At 51.6% G+C, this 20,948-nt stretch carries 18 protein-coding genes and 1 other annotated feature; of the genes, 10 read left to right on the forward strand and 8 right to left on the reverse strand.

Going from position 1 to position 20,948, the window contains the following annotated elements; genetic code table 11:
* Nucleotides 1–373: 373 nt before the first annotated feature.
* Nucleotides 374–1,276 (reverse strand): RluA family pseudouridine synthase, encoded by a 903-nt coding sequence (locus C1714_RS05890; protein ID WP_102342312.1) that lies wholly within the window; start codon nt 1,274–1,276, stop codon nt 374–376.
* A 115-nt stretch (nt 1,277–1,391) separates the two neighbouring features.
* Between C1714_RS05890 and C1714_RS05895 the strand changes: the two genes are divergently transcribed.
* From C1714_RS05895 to C1714_RS05915, 5 genes are all read left to right on the forward strand, one after another.
* Nucleotides 1,392–1,973 (forward strand): NUDIX hydrolase, encoded by a 582-nt coding sequence (locus C1714_RS05895; protein ID WP_102342313.1) that lies wholly within the window; start codon nt 1,392–1,394, stop codon nt 1,971–1,973.
* A 70-nt stretch (nt 1,974–2,043) separates the two neighbouring features.
* Nucleotides 2,044–2,283, forward strand: a binding site (T-box leader).
* A gap of 59 nt (nt 2,284–2,342) precedes the next feature.
* The gene (locus C1714_RS05900) at nt 2,343–3,359 is read left to right on the forward strand and encodes a methionine ABC transporter ATP-binding protein (protein ID WP_102342314.1); all 1,017 of its coding nucleotides are present in this window, start codon (nt 2,343–2,345) and stop codon (nt 3,357–3,359) included.
* A complete protein-coding gene (locus tag C1714_RS05905) occupies nt 3,360–4,019 on the forward strand; it encodes a methionine ABC transporter permease (RefSeq protein ID WP_102342315.1) in 660 nt (219 codons plus the stop codon).
* Between the two features lie 58 nt (nt 4,020–4,077).
* The gene (locus tag C1714_RS05910; RefSeq protein WP_245305062.1) at nt 4,078–4,950 is read left to right on the forward strand and encodes a MetQ/NlpA family ABC transporter substrate-binding protein; all 873 of its coding nucleotides are present in this window, start codon (nt 4,078–4,080) and stop codon (nt 4,948–4,950) included.
* Between the two features lie 131 nt (nt 4,951–5,081).
* A complete protein-coding gene (locus tag C1714_RS05915) occupies nt 5,082–6,695 on the forward strand; it encodes a transposase (protein WP_102342316.1) in 1,614 nt (537 codons plus the stop codon).
* A gap of 219 nt (nt 6,696–6,914) precedes the next feature.
* On the opposite strand, the gene C1714_RS05920 is transcribed toward C1714_RS05915, so the two are convergent.
* On the reverse strand, nt 6,915–7,982 hold the full coding sequence (locus tag C1714_RS05920) for a threonine aldolase family protein (protein ID WP_102342317.1): 1,068 nt from the start codon (nt 7,980–7,982) through the stop codon (nt 6,915–6,917).
* Between the two features lie 77 nt (nt 7,983–8,059).
* Here C1714_RS05920 and C1714_RS05925 point away from each other — a divergent pair, with 77 nt between their 5' ends.
* From C1714_RS05925 to C1714_RS05935, 3 genes are all read left to right on the forward strand, one after another.
* Nucleotides 8,060–8,659 carry an L-threonylcarbamoyladenylate synthase gene (locus C1714_RS05925; RefSeq protein WP_102342318.1) on the forward strand — a complete coding sequence of 200 codons (600 nt, stop codon included), beginning with the start codon at nt 8,060–8,062 and terminating at the stop codon, nt 8,657–8,659.
* A 226-nt stretch (nt 8,660–8,885) separates the two neighbouring features.
* On the forward strand, nt 8,886–10,436 hold the full coding sequence (locus C1714_RS05930) for an ATP-binding cassette domain-containing protein (protein ID WP_102342319.1): 1,551 nt from the start codon (nt 8,886–8,888) through the stop codon (nt 10,434–10,436).
* 2 nt (nt 10,437–10,438) lie between these two features.
* A complete protein-coding gene (locus tag C1714_RS05935) occupies nt 10,439–11,056 on the forward strand; it encodes a hypothetical protein (protein ID WP_102342320.1) in 618 nt (205 codons plus the stop codon).
* Here C1714_RS05935 and C1714_RS05940 read toward each other — a convergent pair whose 3' ends face one another.
* Nucleotides 11,057–11,548, reverse strand: a complete 492-nt coding sequence (locus C1714_RS05940; RefSeq protein WP_167849946.1) for a VanZ family protein — start codon at nt 11,546–11,548, stop codon at nt 11,057–11,059. It abuts the gene before it with no gap.
* A 136-nt stretch (nt 11,549–11,684) separates the two neighbouring features.
* Here C1714_RS05940 and C1714_RS05945 point away from each other — a divergent pair, with 136 nt between their 5' ends.
* Both C1714_RS05945 and C1714_RS05950 read left to right on the forward strand, forming a co-directional pair.
* On the forward strand, nt 11,685–13,445 hold the full coding sequence (locus C1714_RS05945; protein WP_102342322.1) for an autotransporter outer membrane beta-barrel domain-containing protein: 1,761 nt from the start codon (nt 11,685–11,687) through the stop codon (nt 13,443–13,445).
* A 112-nt stretch (nt 13,446–13,557) separates the two neighbouring features.
* Complete coding sequence (locus tag C1714_RS05950; RefSeq protein WP_102342323.1) at nt 13,558–14,394, forward strand: HAD family hydrolase; 837 nt, start codon at nt 13,558–13,560, stop codon at nt 14,392–14,394.
* A 400-nt stretch (nt 14,395–14,794) separates the two neighbouring features.
* Here C1714_RS05950 and C1714_RS05955 read toward each other — a convergent pair whose 3' ends face one another.
* The 5 genes from C1714_RS05955 to C1714_RS05975 all read right to left on the reverse strand — a co-directional run bounded on the left by C1714_RS05955 (nt 14,795) and on the right by C1714_RS05975 (nt 20,825).
* Nucleotides 14,795–15,670: an HAD family hydrolase gene (locus tag C1714_RS05955; protein ID WP_102342324.1), complete on the reverse strand. Its 876-nt coding sequence runs from the start codon at nt 15,668–15,670 to the stop codon at nt 14,795–14,797.
* A gap of 41 nt (nt 15,671–15,711) precedes the next feature.
* Nucleotides 15,712–16,350 carry a histidine phosphatase family protein gene (locus C1714_RS05960; protein WP_102342325.1) on the reverse strand — a complete coding sequence of 213 codons (639 nt, stop codon included), beginning with the start codon at nt 16,348–16,350 and terminating at the stop codon, nt 15,712–15,714.
* A complete protein-coding gene (locus C1714_RS05965) occupies nt 16,350–17,789 on the reverse strand; it encodes a glycoside hydrolase family 1 protein (RefSeq protein WP_102342326.1) in 1,440 nt (479 codons plus the stop codon). Before C1714_RS05965 ends, C1714_RS05960 begins: the two co-directional genes overlap by 1 nt.
* 92 nt (nt 17,790–17,881) lie before the next feature.
* Nucleotides 17,882–19,288: a PTS transporter subunit EIIC gene (locus C1714_RS05970; RefSeq protein WP_102342327.1), complete on the reverse strand. Its 1,407-nt coding sequence runs from the start codon at nt 19,286–19,288 to the stop codon at nt 17,882–17,884.
* A gap of 25 nt (nt 19,289–19,313) precedes the next feature.
* Entirely contained in the window at nt 19,314–20,825 is a 1,512-nt protein-coding gene (locus C1714_RS05975) for a glycoside hydrolase family 1 protein (protein WP_102343159.1), read from the reverse strand.
* Between the last annotated feature and the right edge of the window lie 123 nt (nt 20,826–20,948).

Genomic DNA, 20,948 nt, shown 5'->3' on the forward strand with positions numbered 1-20,948 from the left:
CAAAAACAGTGAATCTGCGGAAATCAGCCGATTTAAAATATGCAAATCTGCGGAAAAACATCATTTTAAAAACTGCAAATCTGCGGAAAAATGGGATTTGAAAACTTGCAAATCTGCATGTGCATATGTAATTGAATGGTGCAGGGGCTTATTCGTACTGTGGGGAGTAATGAACATGATATTTCAGCGGAAAATATATGATCGTCTTCTGGAATGGAAGAAAGAGACGGAAAAACCGCCCTGCTTGTGGAAGGCGCGCGGCGTGTAGGCAAGTCGACAATCGTTGAGGAATTTGCCAGGAATGAGTAAAAGATCAGAATCTGATCTGCCTTCCAATATACATGGCTCAATTTATTCGTTAAAAAAGCTTCCGTCAGCGGAAGCTCTTCCTGTCAAAAAAATTGTAGTCGGGATTGGGAATATCAACAGCTTCGCAGGCGGCGTGTGTAATCGGATTTTCCCAGGTGATACGGTCGGCCCATAAGCCCATGTGTGCAAACTGGCTGCTCGGGATGCCATAGAGCGGATCGTTGACAATCGGATGACGGTTGCCGGAGAGATGGACGCGGATCTGATGGGTGCGCCCTGTTTCCAGCTGGCAGCGGATCAGTTCATAGCTTCCCTTGCGGGCGATGATCTCTGCCTTCGTTTCGGCATCCTTGCCGGTTTCAGAAAAGCGGTATTTTCCCGCAACATGGCGGTCGCGGCCGATTTTCTGCTTATAGGTGAAGTGCTGGCCGACGCGGCTTCTGCCCGCCGTGATGGCGAGATATTCGCGGTGGATCTTTCGCTCCTCGAGCATGGCATCAAACCAGGGCTGAAAGAACGGAATCTTTACAAATAGAACAAGACCGGTCGTATCCCCGTCGAGGCGGTGAATGAAACGGACCGGCGACTGGATGCCATGGTCGTTCTGCCATGCGGCAGCCTGGCAGGCAAGACAGTCCGGATCGTTGGGATCGTGGACAATGGTTCCCGGATCCTTATGGGCGACATAGACGAAGTCGTCTTCATAAACGACGGTGCAGGGTGTCTCTGCAGGGGTGTAGTCGATCTCCTCCTTCGGCAGAAGAATGGTGACGATGTCCCTTGCCTTGAGGGGCTGATCTTCATTGTTGACCTTTGCCCGGTTGACGAGGATCTGGCCGTTCTGGATGGCGAGGTAGCGGTTCTTCTTTCCGACATGGAAGTAGTCGAGGAAGTCGCGGATCGTCTTTCCGTCAAATTCCTGCTGTGTATTGATATCGATGCGGCCGTATTTCAGTTCATACTGCATGATCGTTTCTCCTTTGAAAACTCGTATTTTCCATCGGGCATTTTACTCTTTTGCGGATGAGTATGCCATGAAATACGTATAAACTGATAGAAAGACAGAGGAAAAGGGAATACCAATGAACCTGAGAGAGACAATTGAAGCCTATCAACCGTATAACGAGCAGGAGGAGCGGGATCGTCAACAGATGCTGTATCTGCTGGATCATGAGAAGGACCTTCTGTTGAGGAAGAATACGTCCGCCCATTTTTCGGCAAGCGCATGGGTCGTGTCCCACGATCGGGAACATGTGCTTCTGTGCTGGCACAACATTTACCGCTCATGGTCCTGGCTTGGCGGACATGCGGACGGGGAGGAAGATCTTCTTTCTGTCGCGGTGCGGGAGGTCAGGGAGGAAAGCGGTCTGGTACATGTTGTTCCGGTTGTTCCGAATGTGTTTTCTCTGGAGACCCTGACGGTCGATGGTCATATCAAAAACGGAGCGTATGTGAGTTCGCATCTGCATCTGAATCTGACATATCTGCTGGAGGCGGATATGAAGGAGCCGGTTCATGGCAAGCCTGATGAAAACAGCGGGGTTCGCTGGTTTACGACTGAGGAGGCGCTGGCTGCCTGCAGTGAGCCGTGGATGGTGGAACGCGTTTACCGGAAGCTTGTTTCGAAAGTGAATGATCTTGAAAGAAATGAAAAACTTTCGTAAATTTTGGAAATTAATTACCATTTCCTGAACTTTTATGATTGCTTTTGAAATAGACCTCGATATACTGATTTCATAAGCGAAGAAGAGAAGAGTAGCTTGCGTCAGGCATTTCGAGAGAGTTCCAGTCTGGTGAAATGGAACAGTGATGATGTGAGTGAAGATGGTCTTGGAGCTTCAGTGCTGAACGTACAGTAGGCGCTGACGGGAGTTCCCGTTACTGGACTGGAGTATGATGGTACTCCGTGAGTCAGCTGCAGTGATGCATCTGAGAAACAAGGTGGTAACACGAGATTTCAGTCCCGTCCTTGGTGGAAGATATGCTTCCCGGGGGAAGGGACTTTTATTTGATTGGAGGAAAGGAGGACAAGCATGATTGAACTGAAGAATATTGTCAAGATATTCCCTACCAAGAAAGACGATATCCACGCTGTCAACGGCGTCAGCCTGCAGATTCAGGATGGCGAGATCTATGGCATCATCGGTTATTCCGGCGCGGGCAAGTCGACTCTGGTACGAATTATCAATCAGCTTGAAACGCAGAGTGCCGGCGATGTGATCATCGACGGCCGCACGATGCAGACGCTGAGTAAAAAGGAGCTGCGCCAGGAGCGGCAGAAGATCGGCATGATCTTCCAGCACTTCAACCTGCTGTGGTCACGGACAGTTCAGAAAAACATCGAACTGCCGCTGGAGTTCGCAGGGGTACCGAAAGAAGAGCGTGAGAAGAAGGCAAAGGAACTGATCCATCTGGTTGGCCTGGACGGGCGTGAAAACAGCTATCCAAGTGAGCTGTCCGGTGGCCAGAAGCAGCGTGTCGGCATTGCAAGAGCGCTGGCCAACGATCCTAAGATCCTGCTGTCGGATGAAGCGACATCGGCGCTGGATCCGGATACGACGGAACAGATTCTCGAGCTGCTGCGAAAGATCAATCAGGAGATGGGTATCACGATCGTCATGATTACCCATCAGATGGAAGTGGTGCAGAAGATCTGTTCCCGCATGGCCGTGATGAGCGATGGCGTCATCGTCGAAGAAGGAACGGTCAAGGAAATCTTCGAACATCCGCGTCATGAAGTGACCAAGCGCTTCGTACAGAACGTCAATGCGACGGAAAACATCGAGGAGCTGGCTGAGACGCTGAAGAAAAAGTATCCGGATGGATGCCTGCTGCGACTGATCTTCACTTCCGGAACGGATGAGCCGGTGATTGCGGATGCGATTCGTCAGGTATCCTTCCCGATCTCGATCGTGCAGTCGGATATCTCCGCGAGCAAGGATGGTTCCTTCGGTACAACCTATCTGCATCTGTTCCATGCCAAGGATGCGGAATACAACCGGTTCGTGGATTATCTGGTGGCCAGCGGCGTAAAGGTGGAGGTGCTGTAAATGATTGAGTCGACACTGAATGTGGAACAGCTTCTGCAGGCCGTATGGGAAACCGTATTCATGACCTTCGTGTCGCTGTTCTTTGCGACGATCTTCGGTCTTCTGATCGGCATTCTTCTCTACTGCACCCAGACGGGCGGACTGCTTCAGAACAAGATTCTCAACCGCATCGTTGATGTGATCGTCAACGTGCTGCGGGCGATTCCGTTTCTGATTCTATTGATCCTGCTGATTCCGCTGACACGGGCACTGGTCGGAACGATGCTGGGAGCCAGGGCTGCTCTTCCGCCGCTGATCTTTGCAAGTACACCGTTTTTTGCACGAATGTGTGTCATCGCGTTTCAGGATGTGGACAAGGGTACGATTGAGGCGGCCAAAGCGATGGGTGCTTCCAACAGCCAGATCATCTTCAAGGTTCTTCTGCCGGAATCGATGCCAGCCATCGTGTCTGGTGTTGCAGTAACAGGCATTTCCCTGGTCGGCTATACGGCAATGGCCGGTGCGATCGGGGCAGGCGGACTTGGCAACCTTGCGTACATGTATGGCTTTGCAAGGCGCAATGATGCCATTCTCTACTCGTCGACCGTCATTATTGTGCTGATCGTCTTCGTGATCCAGTGGATCGGCGATGCGATCGTCAAGAAGATCGACAAGCGTTAAACAGAACAACTGATTCCCGAAGAACGAACGGGAAAGAAAAAGGAAAGAGGAAAGAAAAATGAACATCAAGAAAATATCAAGTGTAGTAACATCCGGTATTCTGGCACTGTCTCTCGCCGCATGCGGCAGCTCTTCGTCCGCAGCCGCAACGGCAGCTGCCAGCACAGAAGCAGCGGCAGCCGCAGAGCCGCAGACACTGTCCGTCATTGCGACAGCCAATCCACATGAAGTCATTCTGAATGCGGCGGCACCGATTCTGCTTGAGAAGTACAACATTAAGCTCGACATCATTGAGACGGAAGATTATTACACACCGAACCGCGCCGTCAATGATGGTGATGCGGATGCCAACTTCTTCCAGCATGTTCCGTTCTTTGACAATGAAGTTGCGGAAAACGGCTACGATCTGGTCAATGTCTGCGGCGTAGAAATTGAGCCGTTTGGATTCTATTCCAAGAAGTACAAGTCCCTCGATGAGCTGCCGGATGGTGCGCATATCGTTACGTCCAACTCGGTTGCGGACCATGGCCGTATCCTTTCGATCCTTGCCAAGGCCGGTCTGATCACGCTGAAAGACGGCGTTGATGAACTGACCGCTACGAAGGAAGACATCGTTGACAATCCTCATAACTATGATTTCTCGATCGAAGTCAACCCGGAACAGCTGACCAACACGCTCGATGACGATCAGGCGGACCTCGTTGCGATCAACGGAAACTATGCAATCGCTGCCGGACTCAAGCCTTCCACCGATGCGCTGCTTCTGGAGCAGGCTGATTCCACGAACCCGTATGTCAACATTCTCGTTACCCGTTCGGATCTCAAGGATGATCCCCGCATCCAGGCTCTGGCAGAAGTGCTGAAGTCCGATGAAATCAAGAACTTCATTACCTCCACATGGTCTGATGGTTCCGTTATCCCGGCAGAATAATGGTGATACAAAAGGGGCTGTAACAGTTGAATGACTGTTATGGCTCCTTTTTCGGCGGTCTGATGTTAAAGAAGTTCAAGAAAGTTGAAATCCATGTTGATTAAATACATGCTTGCATGTATAATTAAGGTATGAAAAATGCTGATCTTGTTTTCGAAGGACCCGATCAGCGCACTTATTATAACGCTGTTCAGCTGGCCCTGCCTCTTAATCTCTTTATCAAAGTGCCTCAGGATGACACCCTTTATTCGTTTCTCGGTGCGGTGAAAGGAGTGAACTTCAGCCGTTATGTGAAACCAATCCGTTCGAATAACTCCCGCAGTCATGACAGAGGTATGCTCGTTAAAGTCATTCTCTTTGCCTACATGAATCGCATTTATTCCCTGGAAGATATCGTCCAGCACTGTCGGACCGATATCCGGTTCATCTATCTCTCTAATCAGGAAATGCCCAGTAAAATGGCCTTTTCGCGTGTGATGAATCAGCTCACTGAATCCATTGACAGCCTCATGAAGGATCTCAACCTGGATATTATCAACGAGACTGGAATTGATCCGAACACTCAGTTCGTAGATGGCACGAAGATCGAGGCGAATGCGTACAAGAATTCCTTTGTTTATAAGAAACGAATTCTGAATGCACGTGCAGATCTCTTCCGCGATATTACCAAAGCGGTCACCTCACTGAATCTCGCTTATGGGTACTATTACGAAACCAAAGTGAGATACTCTGCTTTGGAAATATGGTTCATCGTTCAGTATCTGATGGATGTCATGGTTCATGAAAACATTCAAATTCAGTACGGAAAAGGAAAGCGCAAGTCAGACATTCAGAAGCGGTATGATCTTCTGCTTGGCTACGCAATACGGCTCAGCGGCTATGAGACCTGGCTTTCTATCATTGGTGACAGGAACAGCTGCTCAAAGACGGATCATGATGCGACCTTCATGGCTACCAAATGGGATTATTACAACCGTTCCGGTGTAACACGCCCCTGCTATAACTGCCAGATCGCCGTTTCAGAGGGATTCATTGTAAACAGCGATATCTATCAGACGCCTGGAGATACGGTCACCTGGGAACCATTTATGGAGCGATTCCACAGCTTATACGGTTATTATCCCAGGGATCCGACGGCTGATGCCGGATATGGAGGTTATGACAATTATCTGTATAACATCCGGCATGGAATAAATCTGGTTCAGAAGTTCCCGATGTACGGCAAGGAACACGACAGAATGTTCAGGAAGAATCACCCATTTAATACATTCAACTGGGGTGTTGATAAAGATGGCTATCGGATCTGTCCGAATGGAAGAAAGTTCGCTCATTATGCCGGAGACAGCAGTTCAATTTCACGGGCAGGACATCTGACCATTCCGCAGCATTATTCAGAGCCAAAACATTGCGAAGGCTGTCCACTGAGAGACAAATGTATACCGAAGTACAACAAGCGTGGATATCGTCAGAACAGCGTGAATGTTGTGGGTGAAGAGCTGAAAGCGGAAGCCAGAAAACAGCTGGATTCAGAGAAAGGAATCGAACTGAAAACCAAGCGCAGCGAGCAGGCGGAAGGTGCCTTCGGAGTGATTAAGGAAGACATGAGATTTACCCGATTCCATAGAAGAGGAATGAAAAACGTAAAAATGGAATTTCTTCTGGTAATCATGGGATACAATCTCCGCAAATATCACCACTGGCGTCTGACTGTGAAGAAGCCAGAGCAGAATTCACTGATGAACTAAAGCGAAAGACAGTAAGAAATTTTCATGGAACTAACAAAGATGTTTTTAATGCGTGCTGATTTGATACCGTCAGCCGCTTTTTCATATTGCCGGAGAATGAATGCTCGAGCACTATCATTCACCATGCAAGAAAAGGGGCCGTAGCAGCCTGAGCAGATTCTAAATATGCTCAAACTGTTACAGTCCCTTTTTGAATGGGAATGTTTTTGCCTTTTTTCGTTACCGGTTCTTTTCGTCCCTGAGCAGCTGCTTCATGCCCTCAATCTGTTCATCCGTTGTTGCCCAGCTGGTGCAGATGCGGACGATAGTGTGGTCGGCATCGGGCTTTTCCATGAAGCCGAGGCGGGCATGTTCGCAAAGACGGTGATACATGTCATCAGGGATGGTGAAGAATACCTGGTTAGTAGGATTGGGAAGATAAAGCGTATAGCCGTCGTCCTGCAGTTCCTTGCGGATTGCGTCAGCCGCTCTGACGCCTGCCCTGCCGCAGCTGAGATACAGCAGTTCTCCGTTTTCGTCTGTATTAAAGAGTGTATCGAACTGAATGGCGGCGATCCATCCCTTGGCAAGCAGAGCACCGTGCTGCTTGATGTGTGTCACAAGATGCGTGATCGTATCGTGTCTCGGGATGACTACTGCTTCGCCGATCATGGCGCCGCATTTCGTTCCGCCGATGTAGAAGACATCGCTTAGGCGGGCAAGGTCGGCCAGAGTAACGTCATTCGGCTTTGCGGCAAGGGCATACGCAAGACGGGCACCGTCTACGTAGAGATAGATGTGATGCGATCTGCATGTGCTGTGGATCGCTTCGAGCTCGGCTCTGGAATAGAGGGTGCCGTACTCCGTCGGCTGCGAGATATAGACCATGCCGGGACGGACCATGTGGGTATTGTTTTCGTCACTCTCAAACATCTGCATGAAGCCGTCAATCTGTCCGGCGGTAATCTTGCCGTTGTTCATGGGCAGGGGCATGACCTTATGGCCGGTGAATTCGATGGCGCCGGCCTCATGTACATTGACGTGACCGGTGGAGGCACAGATGACGCCTTCAAAGCTTTCAAGCAGGGTATCGATCACAAAGGCATTTGCCTGTGTACCGCCGGCAAGAAAGCAGATGTCGGCTTCCGGTGCATTGCAGAGGCGGCGGATCTTTTCCTTGGCGCTCTCACTGATTTCATCGCTGCCATAGCCTGTATATTCTTTGCCCTGGGTGCTGGCAAGGGCGGTTAGAATTTCGGGGCGGCAGGTATCCATATAGTCTGATGCGAAATTGAGTAATTCCTTCATCGTCTTCCTTCTCCTGTTTGTATTCCCCCTATCCTAGCATGCGGTGCTAGAATGGGGCAGAAAAATGAGGAACGAATATGAAACGTTACAGGGAAACAGAAACCGCTGAACTGGCGGAGATATTGAAAAAGGATGGCGTCATTGCGGTACCGACGGATACGGTGTACGGCGTGTGTGCACGCATGTCAACGAGGGAGGCGCAGGAACATCTCAGAGATGTGAAGCACCGTCCGCTTACAAAGGCGTTTCCAGTCATGTGCAGCGACGAGGATCAGATCCGTACGATCGCTGTTGTGGATGAGAGGGCAGAGAAGCTGATCCGTGCCTTCATGCCGGGACCCGTAACCCTGATTCTGGAGAAGAAGGCTGATGTTCCGGAGTATGTCAATGGCGGAATGGCTACGCTTGCCATCCGGATGGCTACCAGCGCTGCGCTGAAGAAGCTGATTGAAGAGACGGGCTGCCCTGTCTTCATGACGAGTGCCAACCAGTCGGGTCAGCCGACCTGCAGGACGCTTGATGAGATCGAAGCCGCGTGCCCGACACTCGATGGAATGATGGAAGGCAATGTGACATTCGGCGAAGCTTCGACGATCATTGACTGTACGAAGGATGAAGTGGCGATTCTTCGTCAGGGTCCGGTGACGATGGATCAGATTCAGAAAGCACTTGCCTGAAGAAGCGGAATCGACTAGTATTCTTCTGGAAAGAAAGAGAGGGACGCGATGAAGATTGACTGAACAAAATCTATGGCTTGATGCCTTCATTTGTCCAGTGGTCGGAATACGTTTTTCTTTGATTGATATTCTTTGTCTGTATTGTTGAGTTGAGTTTCTTCTGAATTGAAGTCTGTTCCTGGGTAAATGGGGGACAGACTTTTTTGATGAAAGGAGGAACAGATCTATGTTACAGATTGATCATTTGACGATGAGGGCGATTGGCAGCGGCCGCGTCTTTCTCGATGATTTCAGCTATACCGTACGCGGCAATGAGCGTACCGTCATCATTGGCGAAGAGGGCAACGGCAAATCGTCGCTGCTCAAATACATGTATGACCCTTCCCTGGTGGAAGGCTTCATGGATTGTGAAGGGAGACGTACCGTTTCGCGCGAGATTCTGGGCTACCTTCCCCAGAGCATCAATGAGGAGGACAAGGATATTCCTGTCTATGCATGGTTCGGGGCACAGGATGGTTTCTATGATATGGACGCTTCGTCACTCGGCTCCTTGGCGGCAGAGATGGGACTTTCCGCAGACTTCTGGTATCAGGACCGTGCCTTTGGAACACTGTCCGGCGGCGAGCAGATCAAGGCGGAGCTGGCGGCGCTAAAAATGAAGAAGCCGACGGTTTATCTTCTGGATGAGCCGTCGAACAACCTCGATCTTGATATTCTTGCATGGCTTGAAAAGGAGATTGTACGTCTTCCGGGTGCGGTGCTGTTTGTGTCGCATGATGTGCATCTGATCGATGCCTGTGCGACGGGCGTCATTCATATGGAACAACTTCACCGTAAAAACAAGCCGCGGATCACGGTGGCGGATGTGGATTATGAAACCTATCGACAGCAGCGTTATGCGGCGATGGAAAATCAGCGGGAAAAGGCGGTCAGCGACCAGAAGAAGGAGAAGCTGCGTCAGCAGAAGCTGCAGCGGCAGTATTCTGCCGTTGACTATGCGCTGAATCATATTTCGCGCCAGGATCCGCACGGAGCCAAGCTGCTGAAAAAGAAGATGAAGTCAGTGAAATCGGCGGAAAAACGCTATGCGCGCGAAAAGGAAGATATGGCGACGCTGCCGGAAGAGGAGGAGTCGATTGCCATCGAATTATCGGGAACCGTCATTGCGCCAGGTCGCAGGGTGCTGGAGCTGAAGGACTACTGCCTGGAGACGGCGGACGGCAGGGTACTCTGTGCGGCTTTGAACTTCTCTGTATACGGGCCAAAGAAGGTCGCCATCATCGGCTCCAACGGTGCGGGAAAGTCGACACTGCTGCGGCAGCTGCTTGTATTGCTGCGTCAGGCAGGCTTCCGGGTTGGCTATATGCCGCAGAACTATGCAGAGGTGCTGAAGCCGGATATGACGCCGATTGACTTTCTGGCGCCGCACGGGGATCGTGAGAGTGTGACCGTGGCACGCAGCTGGCTTGGGTCTCTTCGTTATACGAGCGAAGAGATGACGCATACGGTAAAGGAACTGTCCGGCGGTCAGCAGGGGAAGCTGCTGTTTCTGAAGATGGCACTCGAGAATGAGGAAGTGCTGGTGCTGGATGAGCCGACGCGCAACTTTTCGCCGCTGTCGCAGCCGGTGATCGATGCGGCAATCAGGAACTTTCCAGGTGTTGTGATCAGTGTTTCACATGACCGGGAATATTTGAGCATTGTTCCGGATGTGATTTATCAGCTGGATGAAACGGGACTGGTGGAGTACAGTGGTTTCATTGAAGAAGAGAGATAAACATGCTTGATGTGCTGAAAAGGCAGAAACATAAGTTTCTGTATTACATTCTTGTGCTTGGCGTTCTGATCGGCGTGGTGGTGATCGCTACTTTGATCCGGAATGATACGCTGGCGGTGGTCGGGGCGATTGTGCTTCTGATTGATCTCTATGTGTTCATCAATGCGCTGGATCATTATCTGAAGAATGCCGGTTCGCTGCGCCTGATTGAGAAAGCCGGGGCACAGGCATCTCTGGATGATCTTGGCGACCATGCGTTGAGTGATTATGACTTTCAGAATGCGCCGGCGGGACTGAAAGGTTTCTCGACGTCGCGGATCATCTGCGGCAGGAAAGCCTTTGTCAGTGATACGCGCGGTCTGACCGTTCTTCCGTATCAGCTGATCGGCTGGGTCTATCCGCAGCACAGCCGTGTTTATGGCAGTAGGAAGCTTGCGAATCTTCTGATGATACGGACGGTGGACGGTCAGAGCTTTGACATCGGCATCGACAGTAAGGAAGAGGGGGAGTTCCTTGAGGTCCTGCGTGCGAACAATCCGGATCTTCTGGATGGCTATTCCAAAGAAAACCGGCAGAGGTACAGAGACATCTGCCGGCAATGGAAAACCAGACGGAAATGATCAGAAGTGATGGTCCGGATTTCTGGCGCCGTAATAGATCAGTATGCACAGGAAGGCAAAGATGCCTCCGGCAAGGAAGCCGCTGGCGTCAATGACCATGTCGCTGAACTGGCTGGAGCGGCCGGCATAGAAGCGCTGGATCGTTTCATCTGCGAACGGCACCGCAAACAGAAAGAGCAGGAATGTAATCGTCTTATTTCGAAGCAGCGGAGCCATGTGACAGGCGATGGCAACCAGGATGCCGAGGCCGGCAAACTCACTGAAGTGGGCGAGCTTGCGGATGTAGTGATGAAACAGAGGAAAGCTGGTGGCTCCGATGCCGAAATGTTCCAGGTGGCGGGCAATAAAGAGGGCGACCTTGTAGCTGAGGGCGCTGGAAGCGGTGGCGATCATCGCCGAGTTATGGAAAATGAATACGATATAGGCGCCGACGAGGATCCAGATCCAGTAGCGGCGCTTTTTCTTTGGCTGTTTGTCAGTTCTAAGGGTCATGGTTCGTATTGTAGTGGCCAGAGTGGTTTTCGACAACTTCTGAATCATTCGGTTTCCTTCTTATGTCAGTCAAACTTCAGATGGTATTCACATTGCATAGCTATAACATCTGTGTCAGTCGGGAGGGACTGTGATTATGAAAATGATGAAGAAGATAGCAGCAGTTGTACTTGGATCGGCGATGTCGTTTGCGATTGTTGAATCGAATGCGGCTGTATTTGCAGAAGGAAATGATGGCGGTATCCCACCGTCACCACCTTCCTCAGGAAATGACAGCAGCGGTGGAACGCCGCCCGAGATGCCGGACGGCAGTGCCCCCTCCGGAAATGCCCCGGACAGGGCACTGGGCGGAGGCGGAAGCGGATCCTCTGCTGTAACATCCTGGGATGCGGCGACAGAATTCTCTTCCGATACGGAAGAGAGTGACGGTACCTATTCCTCGGCGGGTACGGATGAGAATGCTGTCCATGTGTCCGGAGGTTCCGTTGTATTGAATAATCCGACGGTGACGCGCAGCTCCAGTGAATCGTCGGGCGGCGATAATTCGAGCTTCTATGGAGTCGGTGCAGCCGTATTGACAACCGGTGGCACGAGCTATATCAATGGCGGCACGATTACGACGGACGCGGATGGTGCGGCAGGTGCCTTCTCCTATGGCGATGGCGTTACCTATATTGCCAATACCGTAATCAATACGTCGGGCAATACGGCCGGCGGCATCCATGTGGCAGGCGGCGGAACACTGTACGCCTACAATGTGATGGCAACGACGCAGGGTGAATCTTCGGCAGCGATTCGTTCGGACCGCGGCGGCGGTACGATGGTCGTTGACGGGGGCACCTATACGTCGAACGGTACCGGTTCACCGGCCGTGTATGTGACGGCAGACATTTCGATCAATGATGCGGATCTGGTTGCGAACGGTTCGGAGGCACTGTGCCTGGAAGGTCTCAATACGGTGCGACTGTTCAATTCGAATCTTACGGGCAATATGGCGGATCTGGATCAGAATGGTACGACGTGGACCGTGATTCTGTATCAGTCGATGTCCGGTGACTCCGAGGTAGGTGAAGGTTCGTTCTACATGGTCGATGGTACATTGACCTCGAAGAACGGCGGCATCTTCTATACGACCAATACCGATTCTGTCTTCTATCTTGAAAATGTAGATATTACAGAGGCGGATGACTGTGACTACTTCCTGCGGGTGACGGGCAACTCGAACCAGCGCGGCTGGGGTACGTCGGGTGCCAATGGCGCCAATGCGACGTTTACCGCAAACCAGCAGGAGATGAAGGGCGACATCATCTGGGATTCGATTTCGACGCTGAAGTTCTATATGGAGAGCGGTTCGGTACTGACCGGTGCTGTTGTCGATGATGAAAGCGACGCAGGCAGCGGCGGCAGCGGCTATGCGGATCTCTACATTGATTCTTCGTCGAAGTGGGTTGTGACCGGTGATTCGACAGTAACCAATCTCTACAATGCCGGCACGATCGTTGATGCGGACGGCAAGACGGTTTCGATCGTCGGCAGCGATGGTACGGTGTATGTGAGCGGTGACAGTGACTATACGATCACGGTCAGCGGGACCTACAGCACGGAAGCGGACTTTTCTGGGGCAGTAAACGGTGTTTCCTGGACTGATTACGCAGTCGCTGCACCGGAACAACTGGATGTGACGACGACAACTGCAGAAGTAAGCACGTCGACTGCAGAAGCTGAAACCACAGCATCTGCTGAAACAACGACAGAGACGCAAGACAGCAATTCTTCGACAGGCGTCGTGATTGCGATCGTTGCGATCGTGGCAGCGTGTGCAGTGATTCTCATGTCGCGGCGCAGGAAGTCATCTAACAGTGCAAAGAATGGAAACAACCCCGCAGCGAAAAAGTGAATAAGGAAGACAGGCGCTATCGGACATTCAATCCGGGCGCCTGCTTTCGTAATGATTCATAGATAATGTTTCATTGATTTGCATTAACATTGTGGTAAATTCGGATTTGTATATGATTGGAAAAATAAAGCTGATCGCAATGGATCTTGATGGTACCACTCTGCAGAAGGATCATGAATCTTTTTCTCCTCGTCTTCTGCATGTTCTGGATGAAGCTGAGAGGGAAGGCATTCATATTCTTCCTGTCACGGGCAGACCCTGGGAAATGAGGCCGAAGGTTCTGCAAAACAGATATCCATGGAGTGAGCGGATCGTATGTGCCAATGGCGCAGAGGAAAGAGATCTTCGTGACGGGACCGTGCTGCGGCAGTATGCAATCGATGCGGCAACGGTAGAAAGATTGATTCAGTCTGCCAGAGACATTGGTGCCCTTGAGATTCATCAGAACGGGCATCAATATATCTCTGCCGGTGATTATCAGAAGGAAGCTGCTGCTCATCCAGGGCCCTGGTATCATGGGGACCGGGTTTTGAAGGACTTCGGCATCATTGTTCAGGATCTTGAAGAACAGATTCGGAAAGACCCTGCCGGTATCGTCAAGGCGAGCTGGTTCTGTTTCGATGACAATTCATGCCGGCGGGCGCGAGAGATTCTTGCTCCGCTTCCTGTTTCCGCTGCCGAAACGGCTCCGGGAGGCTTTGAAATCGGATGTCCTGAGGCGAATAAGTATCTTGGCATTCAGCGTGTGTGCAGAGAACTAGGCCTGGATCCGGCAGAGGCCGCATATCTAGGCGACAGTGAAAACGATCGCTCCGTATTCGGCCGCGTGGGAATCAGCGTCGCTATGGGCAATGCGCCTCAAGGGCTGAAGAAGATTGCGGATCTCGTGGCTGATAACTATGACGATGACGGGGCTGCAAAGGCCATCGAACAGCTGATGAAGCAGTAACATGCATTTATATCTGCCCGAAAAAAAGAGCTGCAGATGTACAGCCTGGCCGGCACTGCAATTCTAACTGTGTGCCCGGCATGGGCGATAGCTAGGTGGTGAAAGACCATTACGAACTTGGCATTCCTGAGAAGCACGCATTCATGGCGGCGAACACCCGAAAAGGTACATGCAGGGCAGTGCATTTAACGACTGTCAAGCGCGCGCTGTCAAATAGAAAACTCGAAGAATGGGGATGCCCATCTGCATCCAGATACTTCGAGTCTGTTCATCCTAAATATTCTGCAGTTCAACTGCAACTTGTGTTCTAAGTACTGAAACCGCCGTATGCCGAACGGCACGTACGGTGGTGTGAGAGGACGGCGGTTAATCACCGCTTCCTACTCGATTCTTTCTTTGGTCAGTGATTTTGTTCATGCAGCGGAATCAGGTGTGTATCCAGATAGTCGCCGACACCGTTGTGATAGACGTCGAGGCGTGTGACATCGTCGGTCGCCTGCTTGACGGCGTCCATGGCATTGGCCATGGCGACGGACCAACCTGCCTCCCGTAACATGGGCATGTCGTTTTCGGAGTCACCGAAGGCGATGACCTGATCAAGCGGGATGCTGTGGGCGTCGCAATATGCCTTGAGACCGGTGCCCTTGTTTACCAGCGGAGACTGGAACTCAAGATTTTCAGGCGTCGTCATGAAGCTGGAAATGGTTTCATCATTGATGTGTGCCCTGGCGTATGTTTCCATTTCTTTCATGCGTGCAGGATCAGCCTGGCGGTAGAGAACTTTTGCCGTGGGATTCTGCCATAGGTCAGAGAGTTCTTTCGCCTCAACGAGTTTCGTATGGTGCTTAGCGGCGCGGCTGATCATGACCTCATCCGGTTTATATGCCAGTTCGTACCCGCTGCAGTAGATCATCGGTGCATCGGACAGCGGCTCCATGCCGGTGATGATCCTTTTGATCTGGTCCGTTGTCAGCTGGTGGAAGTGCTTCGTTGTGCCGTCGGCATTGTCATACATTTCGCCGCCGTTGAGGCCGATGATGGCATCGAACTGGAAGGGAAGATTCCAGTCAATATGGTGATGGCTCAGCTCCTGCCACAGCGGGCGTCCGCTAGCAATAGCGAGCAGAATGCCGTGATTATGGAGCTCGATGAATGTTTTTGTCAGTGCGGGGGCAATGGTCATTGAATTCTGTCCTTTGACGAAGAATTCTTCATGGATTCCCCGCAGTGTATTGTCCACGTCCGTGACGAAGAGACGGATCTGTTTATTCTTCATAAATATATTCCTCTGCCTTGATCATACCGCCATTGGCTTCGTTACTTGTAGAGACTGTTGATATTTTCAATTCCCTTGATCCATGTGAAGCGGTAGCTTCCATCGTCGTATATGAAGTCGGCAGCGTAGCCGTTGGCGATCGGATTGCCTTTATAACCGGAGGGGACAGTGATACGGCTGAGCAGTTTCTCTTTTGGTATATGGAATAGGTCCACACTCATCTGCAGAAAGAAGGTACCGTGCGAAACAATCAGAATACTGTCACCATCCTTGCATGTGCTGAGAATCTGATCGAAGGTGGTGAGGATACGTTCACGTACCTGTGCCCGGCTTTCGCCATGGACATCCGAGAAATCACCAGTCTGGCGATGAATTTTCAGACTGTCGAGGATGAGGCATTCCTTCTCGCCTTCCCAGTCGCCGAAGAAAGTTTCCTTGAGACTTTTAGCGGTTGTCAGGGGAACATTGCGATCCTTCAGGATGATGTTTGCCGTATCGACGCAGCGCTCGCTAGTGGAGCTGAAGGCACGGTTCAGCGGAACTGACAGCAGGCTGTCATGTGCCATTTCAGCCTGGCGGATGCCGCGTTCTGTCAGGGGACTGTCGCACCAGCCCTGCATGCGTCCAAGGACATTGAACAGCGTTTCGCCGTGGCGGACGTAGTGGAATGTGATTTTCATCAATCCAGGTCTCCGCCGTTGCTGGCGATGACCTTCTTGTACCAGTAGAAACTGTCCTTGCGGATGTGGGCACAGTTCTTCGGATCATTGTCGGTCCGATCAACATAGATAAGGCCATACCGCTTCTTAACGCCGTTGGAAGTGGAAAGAAGATCGACGGCAGACCAGGGATTGTAGGAAATGACTTTGACACCCTGGTCAATCGCTCGTCCCACCGCTGCGATGTGACTGCGTAGATAGTCAATGCGGTAAGAATCATGAACCCTGCCGTCATCGTTTAATGTGTCGTAAGCACCTAAGCCGTTTTCCGTGATCATCAGAGGCTTGTTATAGCGGTTGTACAGATCCCGCAGCATGTATTCCATGCCTATGGGGTCGATTGCCCAGTCCCAGTCCGTTGTATCAAGATTCGGGTTTCTGCACATCTGATAGAAGCCGGGATGCGTCTCGAAGCCGGAAATGTCGCCTTTCTTTCCGGACCGGTTGACGCCGGACCACTGGATCACGGTTTTGCCATCATCGGGACAGGCTTTTGCACATTCGCTTGCATAGTAGTTGAGGGCAAGGAAATCGGATTTCCCTGAGGCGATCAGATCCATGTCACCGTCTTCAATAACCGGGGCGAGACCGTGCTGTTCAAGATACGTTTTGGCAGCCTTGTTGTAGATGCCCTTGAAGTAGATATCGGTGTAATAGTCGTTGCGCAGGGCCTGTGCATTCTGCATTGCCATACAGTCTTCAGGCTTGCCGGTCAGGGGATAGATACATGAATATCCAAGGGCGGAACCGACGATTCCGTTGGGTACCAGTTTATGCACCAGATTGCAGGCAATGGCATGGCAGATGTTCATATAGTGATTGATCTGGTAGCGCAGCTGGTTGTGCTTTCCGTCAAGCAGTTCTTCTGGAATGTAGCATTTCTGTGTCCAGTACTGAACGATGATGGACTGTTCATTGATCGTCGTCCAGATCCGCACTTCGCTGCCATATTCGCGGACAATGAACTCAGCATAATGGGTGAAGTCATCAATGATCTGCCGGCTCAGCCATCCGCCGTACTTTTCGACCAGTGCCCAGGGGCAGTCGTAGTGATACATGGTCACAATCGGTTCGATACCTGCCTGTTTCAGGGCGTGGATCAGGTTGTGATAGTACTGGACACCTTTCGGGTTGGGCTCTCCGTTACCATCCGGGAATATGCGGGACCATGCAATGGAGAAGCGATAGGAGGAGAAGCCCATCTCCTTCATGAGGGCGACATCTTCCTTGTAGTGATGGTATTCGTCGCTGGCAATTTCGGCAGTGGCGAAGCCGAATTTCCTATAGCTGTCCTGGTTGATGATGTCCTGCTGCGAGGCTTTCTTGCCGTCTTCAAATGCGGCTCCCTCTACCTGGTAGGCGGAAGTGGATGCGCCCCAGAGAAATCCTTTTGGAAACATAGTTATTCTCCTGTCTGTTTATTCAGTTTTACGCGGAAAATGCAAAGAAGGAGCAGCCGTATGACTGCTCCCCTGTGAGAATGAATGGAAATTCAGTTGCCCTGCTTGGAGAGTTCACGCTTGCCAAGGAGATAGGTAGCTGCGAAGGCGACCACGACGGCAATCACCATGACAACGATCATACCGATCATATTGGTCATCGTTCCATCCGGGTTGATGTAGGCAGGAATTGAAATGAAGCCAGGCGTCGAAATAACATACTGCGTGAAGCCGAAGGCACCGGCAATTGCGCCGCCGATACCGCCGCCGATCATGGCACCAACCAGCGGGAACTTCTTGGTAAACAGGACACCGTAGACACCCGGCTCCGTAATACCGCAGAGAGCCGTGATGCCGGCGCCGATCGCAACCGACTCGTCTTCCGCCTTCTTTTCAATCAGGGCAGCCGCAAGGCAGGCGCCGCCGACAGCTACGTTTGCCGGAGCCATGCCGGTGCAGATCAGCGGGTCCGAGTTAACTTCTGCAAGCAGTTCGAAGACGATCGGATAGGTAGCATTGTTCATGCCGAAGAATACAAGCCATGGTGTGAAAGCACCAATGATCGCAACGGCAAGAGCAGGAACGGCGCGGTAGATTGCAAGGACACCATTGGCGAGCCATGTGCCGACTGTGTTGCCGATCGGGCCGAGAACAATGAGCGTAACCGGAACCGTAATCAGCATCGTGATGAGCGGGACGAAGATCGTGCGCAGATAAACAGGCATGACCTTCTGCAGCCAGCGGTAGATGAGGCTCATGAACAGGACTCCGAGGATGATCGGGAATACGGTGGAGTTATAGGTTACACTGGCGACCGGAATGCCGATGAAGGTAAGTGAAACGGGCTCAGCAGCTCCGGAGAAGTTCATGGTATAGAACAACAGAACTGCGCCGAGGAACGCTCCGAGATAGCCGTTGGACTTGAGGCGGTTTGCGGCCGAGAAACCAATGAAGATCGGCAGGAACCAGAAGGTTGCCTGATTCAGGCAGTAGAACACCTGATAGACGCCGTCGGAAGACGATACTCCGAAGAAGGCCGTGAGCACTGTCAGAACGGCACCGGTAAGACCTCCGGCAACGAGAACAGGAATGACCGGCGAGAAGGTGCCGCCAATGAAGCTCATGACAGCTTCCATCTTTGAGCCCTTCTGGGGCTGGGTATCCTGCTTGGCTGCCTCGGCATCTTCGACCGAGCCGCCAGCCTTGATGCCGTCGATCTTGGTGATTTCTTCATAGACGGACGGAACATCCTGGCCGATGACGAACTGGTATTCGCCATTCTGGATGACAAGGTTCAGGACGCCTGGAATCTTCTTTGCCTCATCCTTGTTGAGTTTGGATCCGTCTTTCAGCTGAAGACGGAGACGTGTCATGCAGTGGGTGGCGTTTGCGATGTTTTCGGCGCCGCCGCTGACCTTGACAATGTCGGATGCGATTGCTGCGTAGTCTTTCTTTGCCATAATTCTCCCCTTAATTGTTTGGCTGTTATTCCTTTACTTTGTCCTTCATGTCGGAAGCGACAGGACTTGTCTTGGTGAAATCTCTCCATGCGGACATGTCCTTGCCCCATTCGCGGCCGTTGGACTTGATGAGTTTGCTGTACCAGTAGAAGCTGTCCTTCTTGTAGCGCTTCAGATCGCGGACATCGTCATCGGTCGTGTTGACAAAGACGAGACCGTAACGCTTAGCCATGCCGTTGCCGGTTGAGAGAAGGTCGGTGAAGCTCCAGGGATTGAAGCCCCACACTTCGGCACCGTCTTCGATGGCAAGACCAACGTTATAGATATAGTCGCGCAGATAGTCGATGCGGTAGTCGTCGTGGATCTTCCCATCGGGGCCGAGATCTTCATGAGCGCCATAGCCGGCTTCCGTAATCAGCATCGGCAGATGGTAGTGGTCCCACATGTAACGCAGTGAGTAGCGCATGCAGACGGGGTCGATGTGCCAGTCCCAGTCGGTTGTTTCTACATACGGATTGCGGTCCAGTGCATATTCGCCGGGCAGGTTGGTGTAGATGAATTCGCCCTTGCGGCCGTACTTGTTGAGGCCGATCTCCTGTGTATAGGAGGGATCCGGATATTTGCCGACATCGGAACGGTAGCAGTTGACGGCGAAGAAGTCGATCTTTGCCCGTGCAATCAGCTCCATGTCACCCGGTTGAATCAACGGGTCAATGTTGTGCTCTTTCCAGTAGTTTTTGATGAAGGTGTTGTATTCACGATATGCATAGAGGTCGTCCCAGATCTTCTGGGTCAGTTCTTCTGCGTTCATTGCCGCAATCTGATCTTCGGGACGGCAGGACTTCGGGTAAATCGGAACGTAGCCCGGAACCGGACCGATCTTTCCGCCTTCTACCAGCTCGTGGCAGGCGATGACAGCCTTGGCGTGGCACAGGTTCATGATGTGGTTGATCTGCCACTTCTGAACTTCCCATTCTTCGTCGCTCAGGCCCTTGGCGACACCGAGCCACTTGCCATACACAATCTGCATATTCTGCTCGTTGATGGAGAGCCAGTATTTGACTCGGTCCCCAAACTCTTTGAAGCAGGTTCTGACATAGAAATCGAATTCGTCGATGATGCCGCGATCATGCCAGCCGCCGAACTTTTCGTCAACCCATACAGGCATGTCATAGTGATAAAGGGTGATGATCGGAGTGATGCCTGCCGCAATCAGCTCGTTGATCAGGTTGTTATAGAAGGCGATGCCTTCCGGATTGACCTTGCGGTCAGCAGCCGGAATGATTCTGCTCCAGGAGATGGAGAAGCGGTAGGATGTGAAGCCGCATTCCTTCATGAGGGCGACATCTTCCTTGTAGTGGTGATAGTGATCTGCCGTGATGCTGTTATCGGCAAACGGCTTCTTTGTCTTCGAGTTCAGATCGATGATGGAAGGTGTTCTGCCTCCCTCGGCAACGGCTCCTTCTACCTGCCAGGCGGCGGAAGAAGCGCCCCAGAAAAAGTTCTTTGGAAATACGGGATCTGCAATATGTCTCATCGTTTTCTTCCTTTCTTTGTTCTCTCTTTTCAGATTACTGAATGAATCCGCTTTCATGGTTTCGTGGTTTGATACCAGATGGCCTGCGTGGTATCAGATCCTGATACCGGTCACATAACCGGT

This window comes from Galactobacillus timonensis, from assembly GCF_900240265.1.
In the GTDB taxonomy this organism is placed as follows: domain Bacteria; phylum Bacillota_I; class Bacilli_A; order Erysipelotrichales; family Erysipelotrichaceae; genus Bulleidia; species Bulleidia timonensis.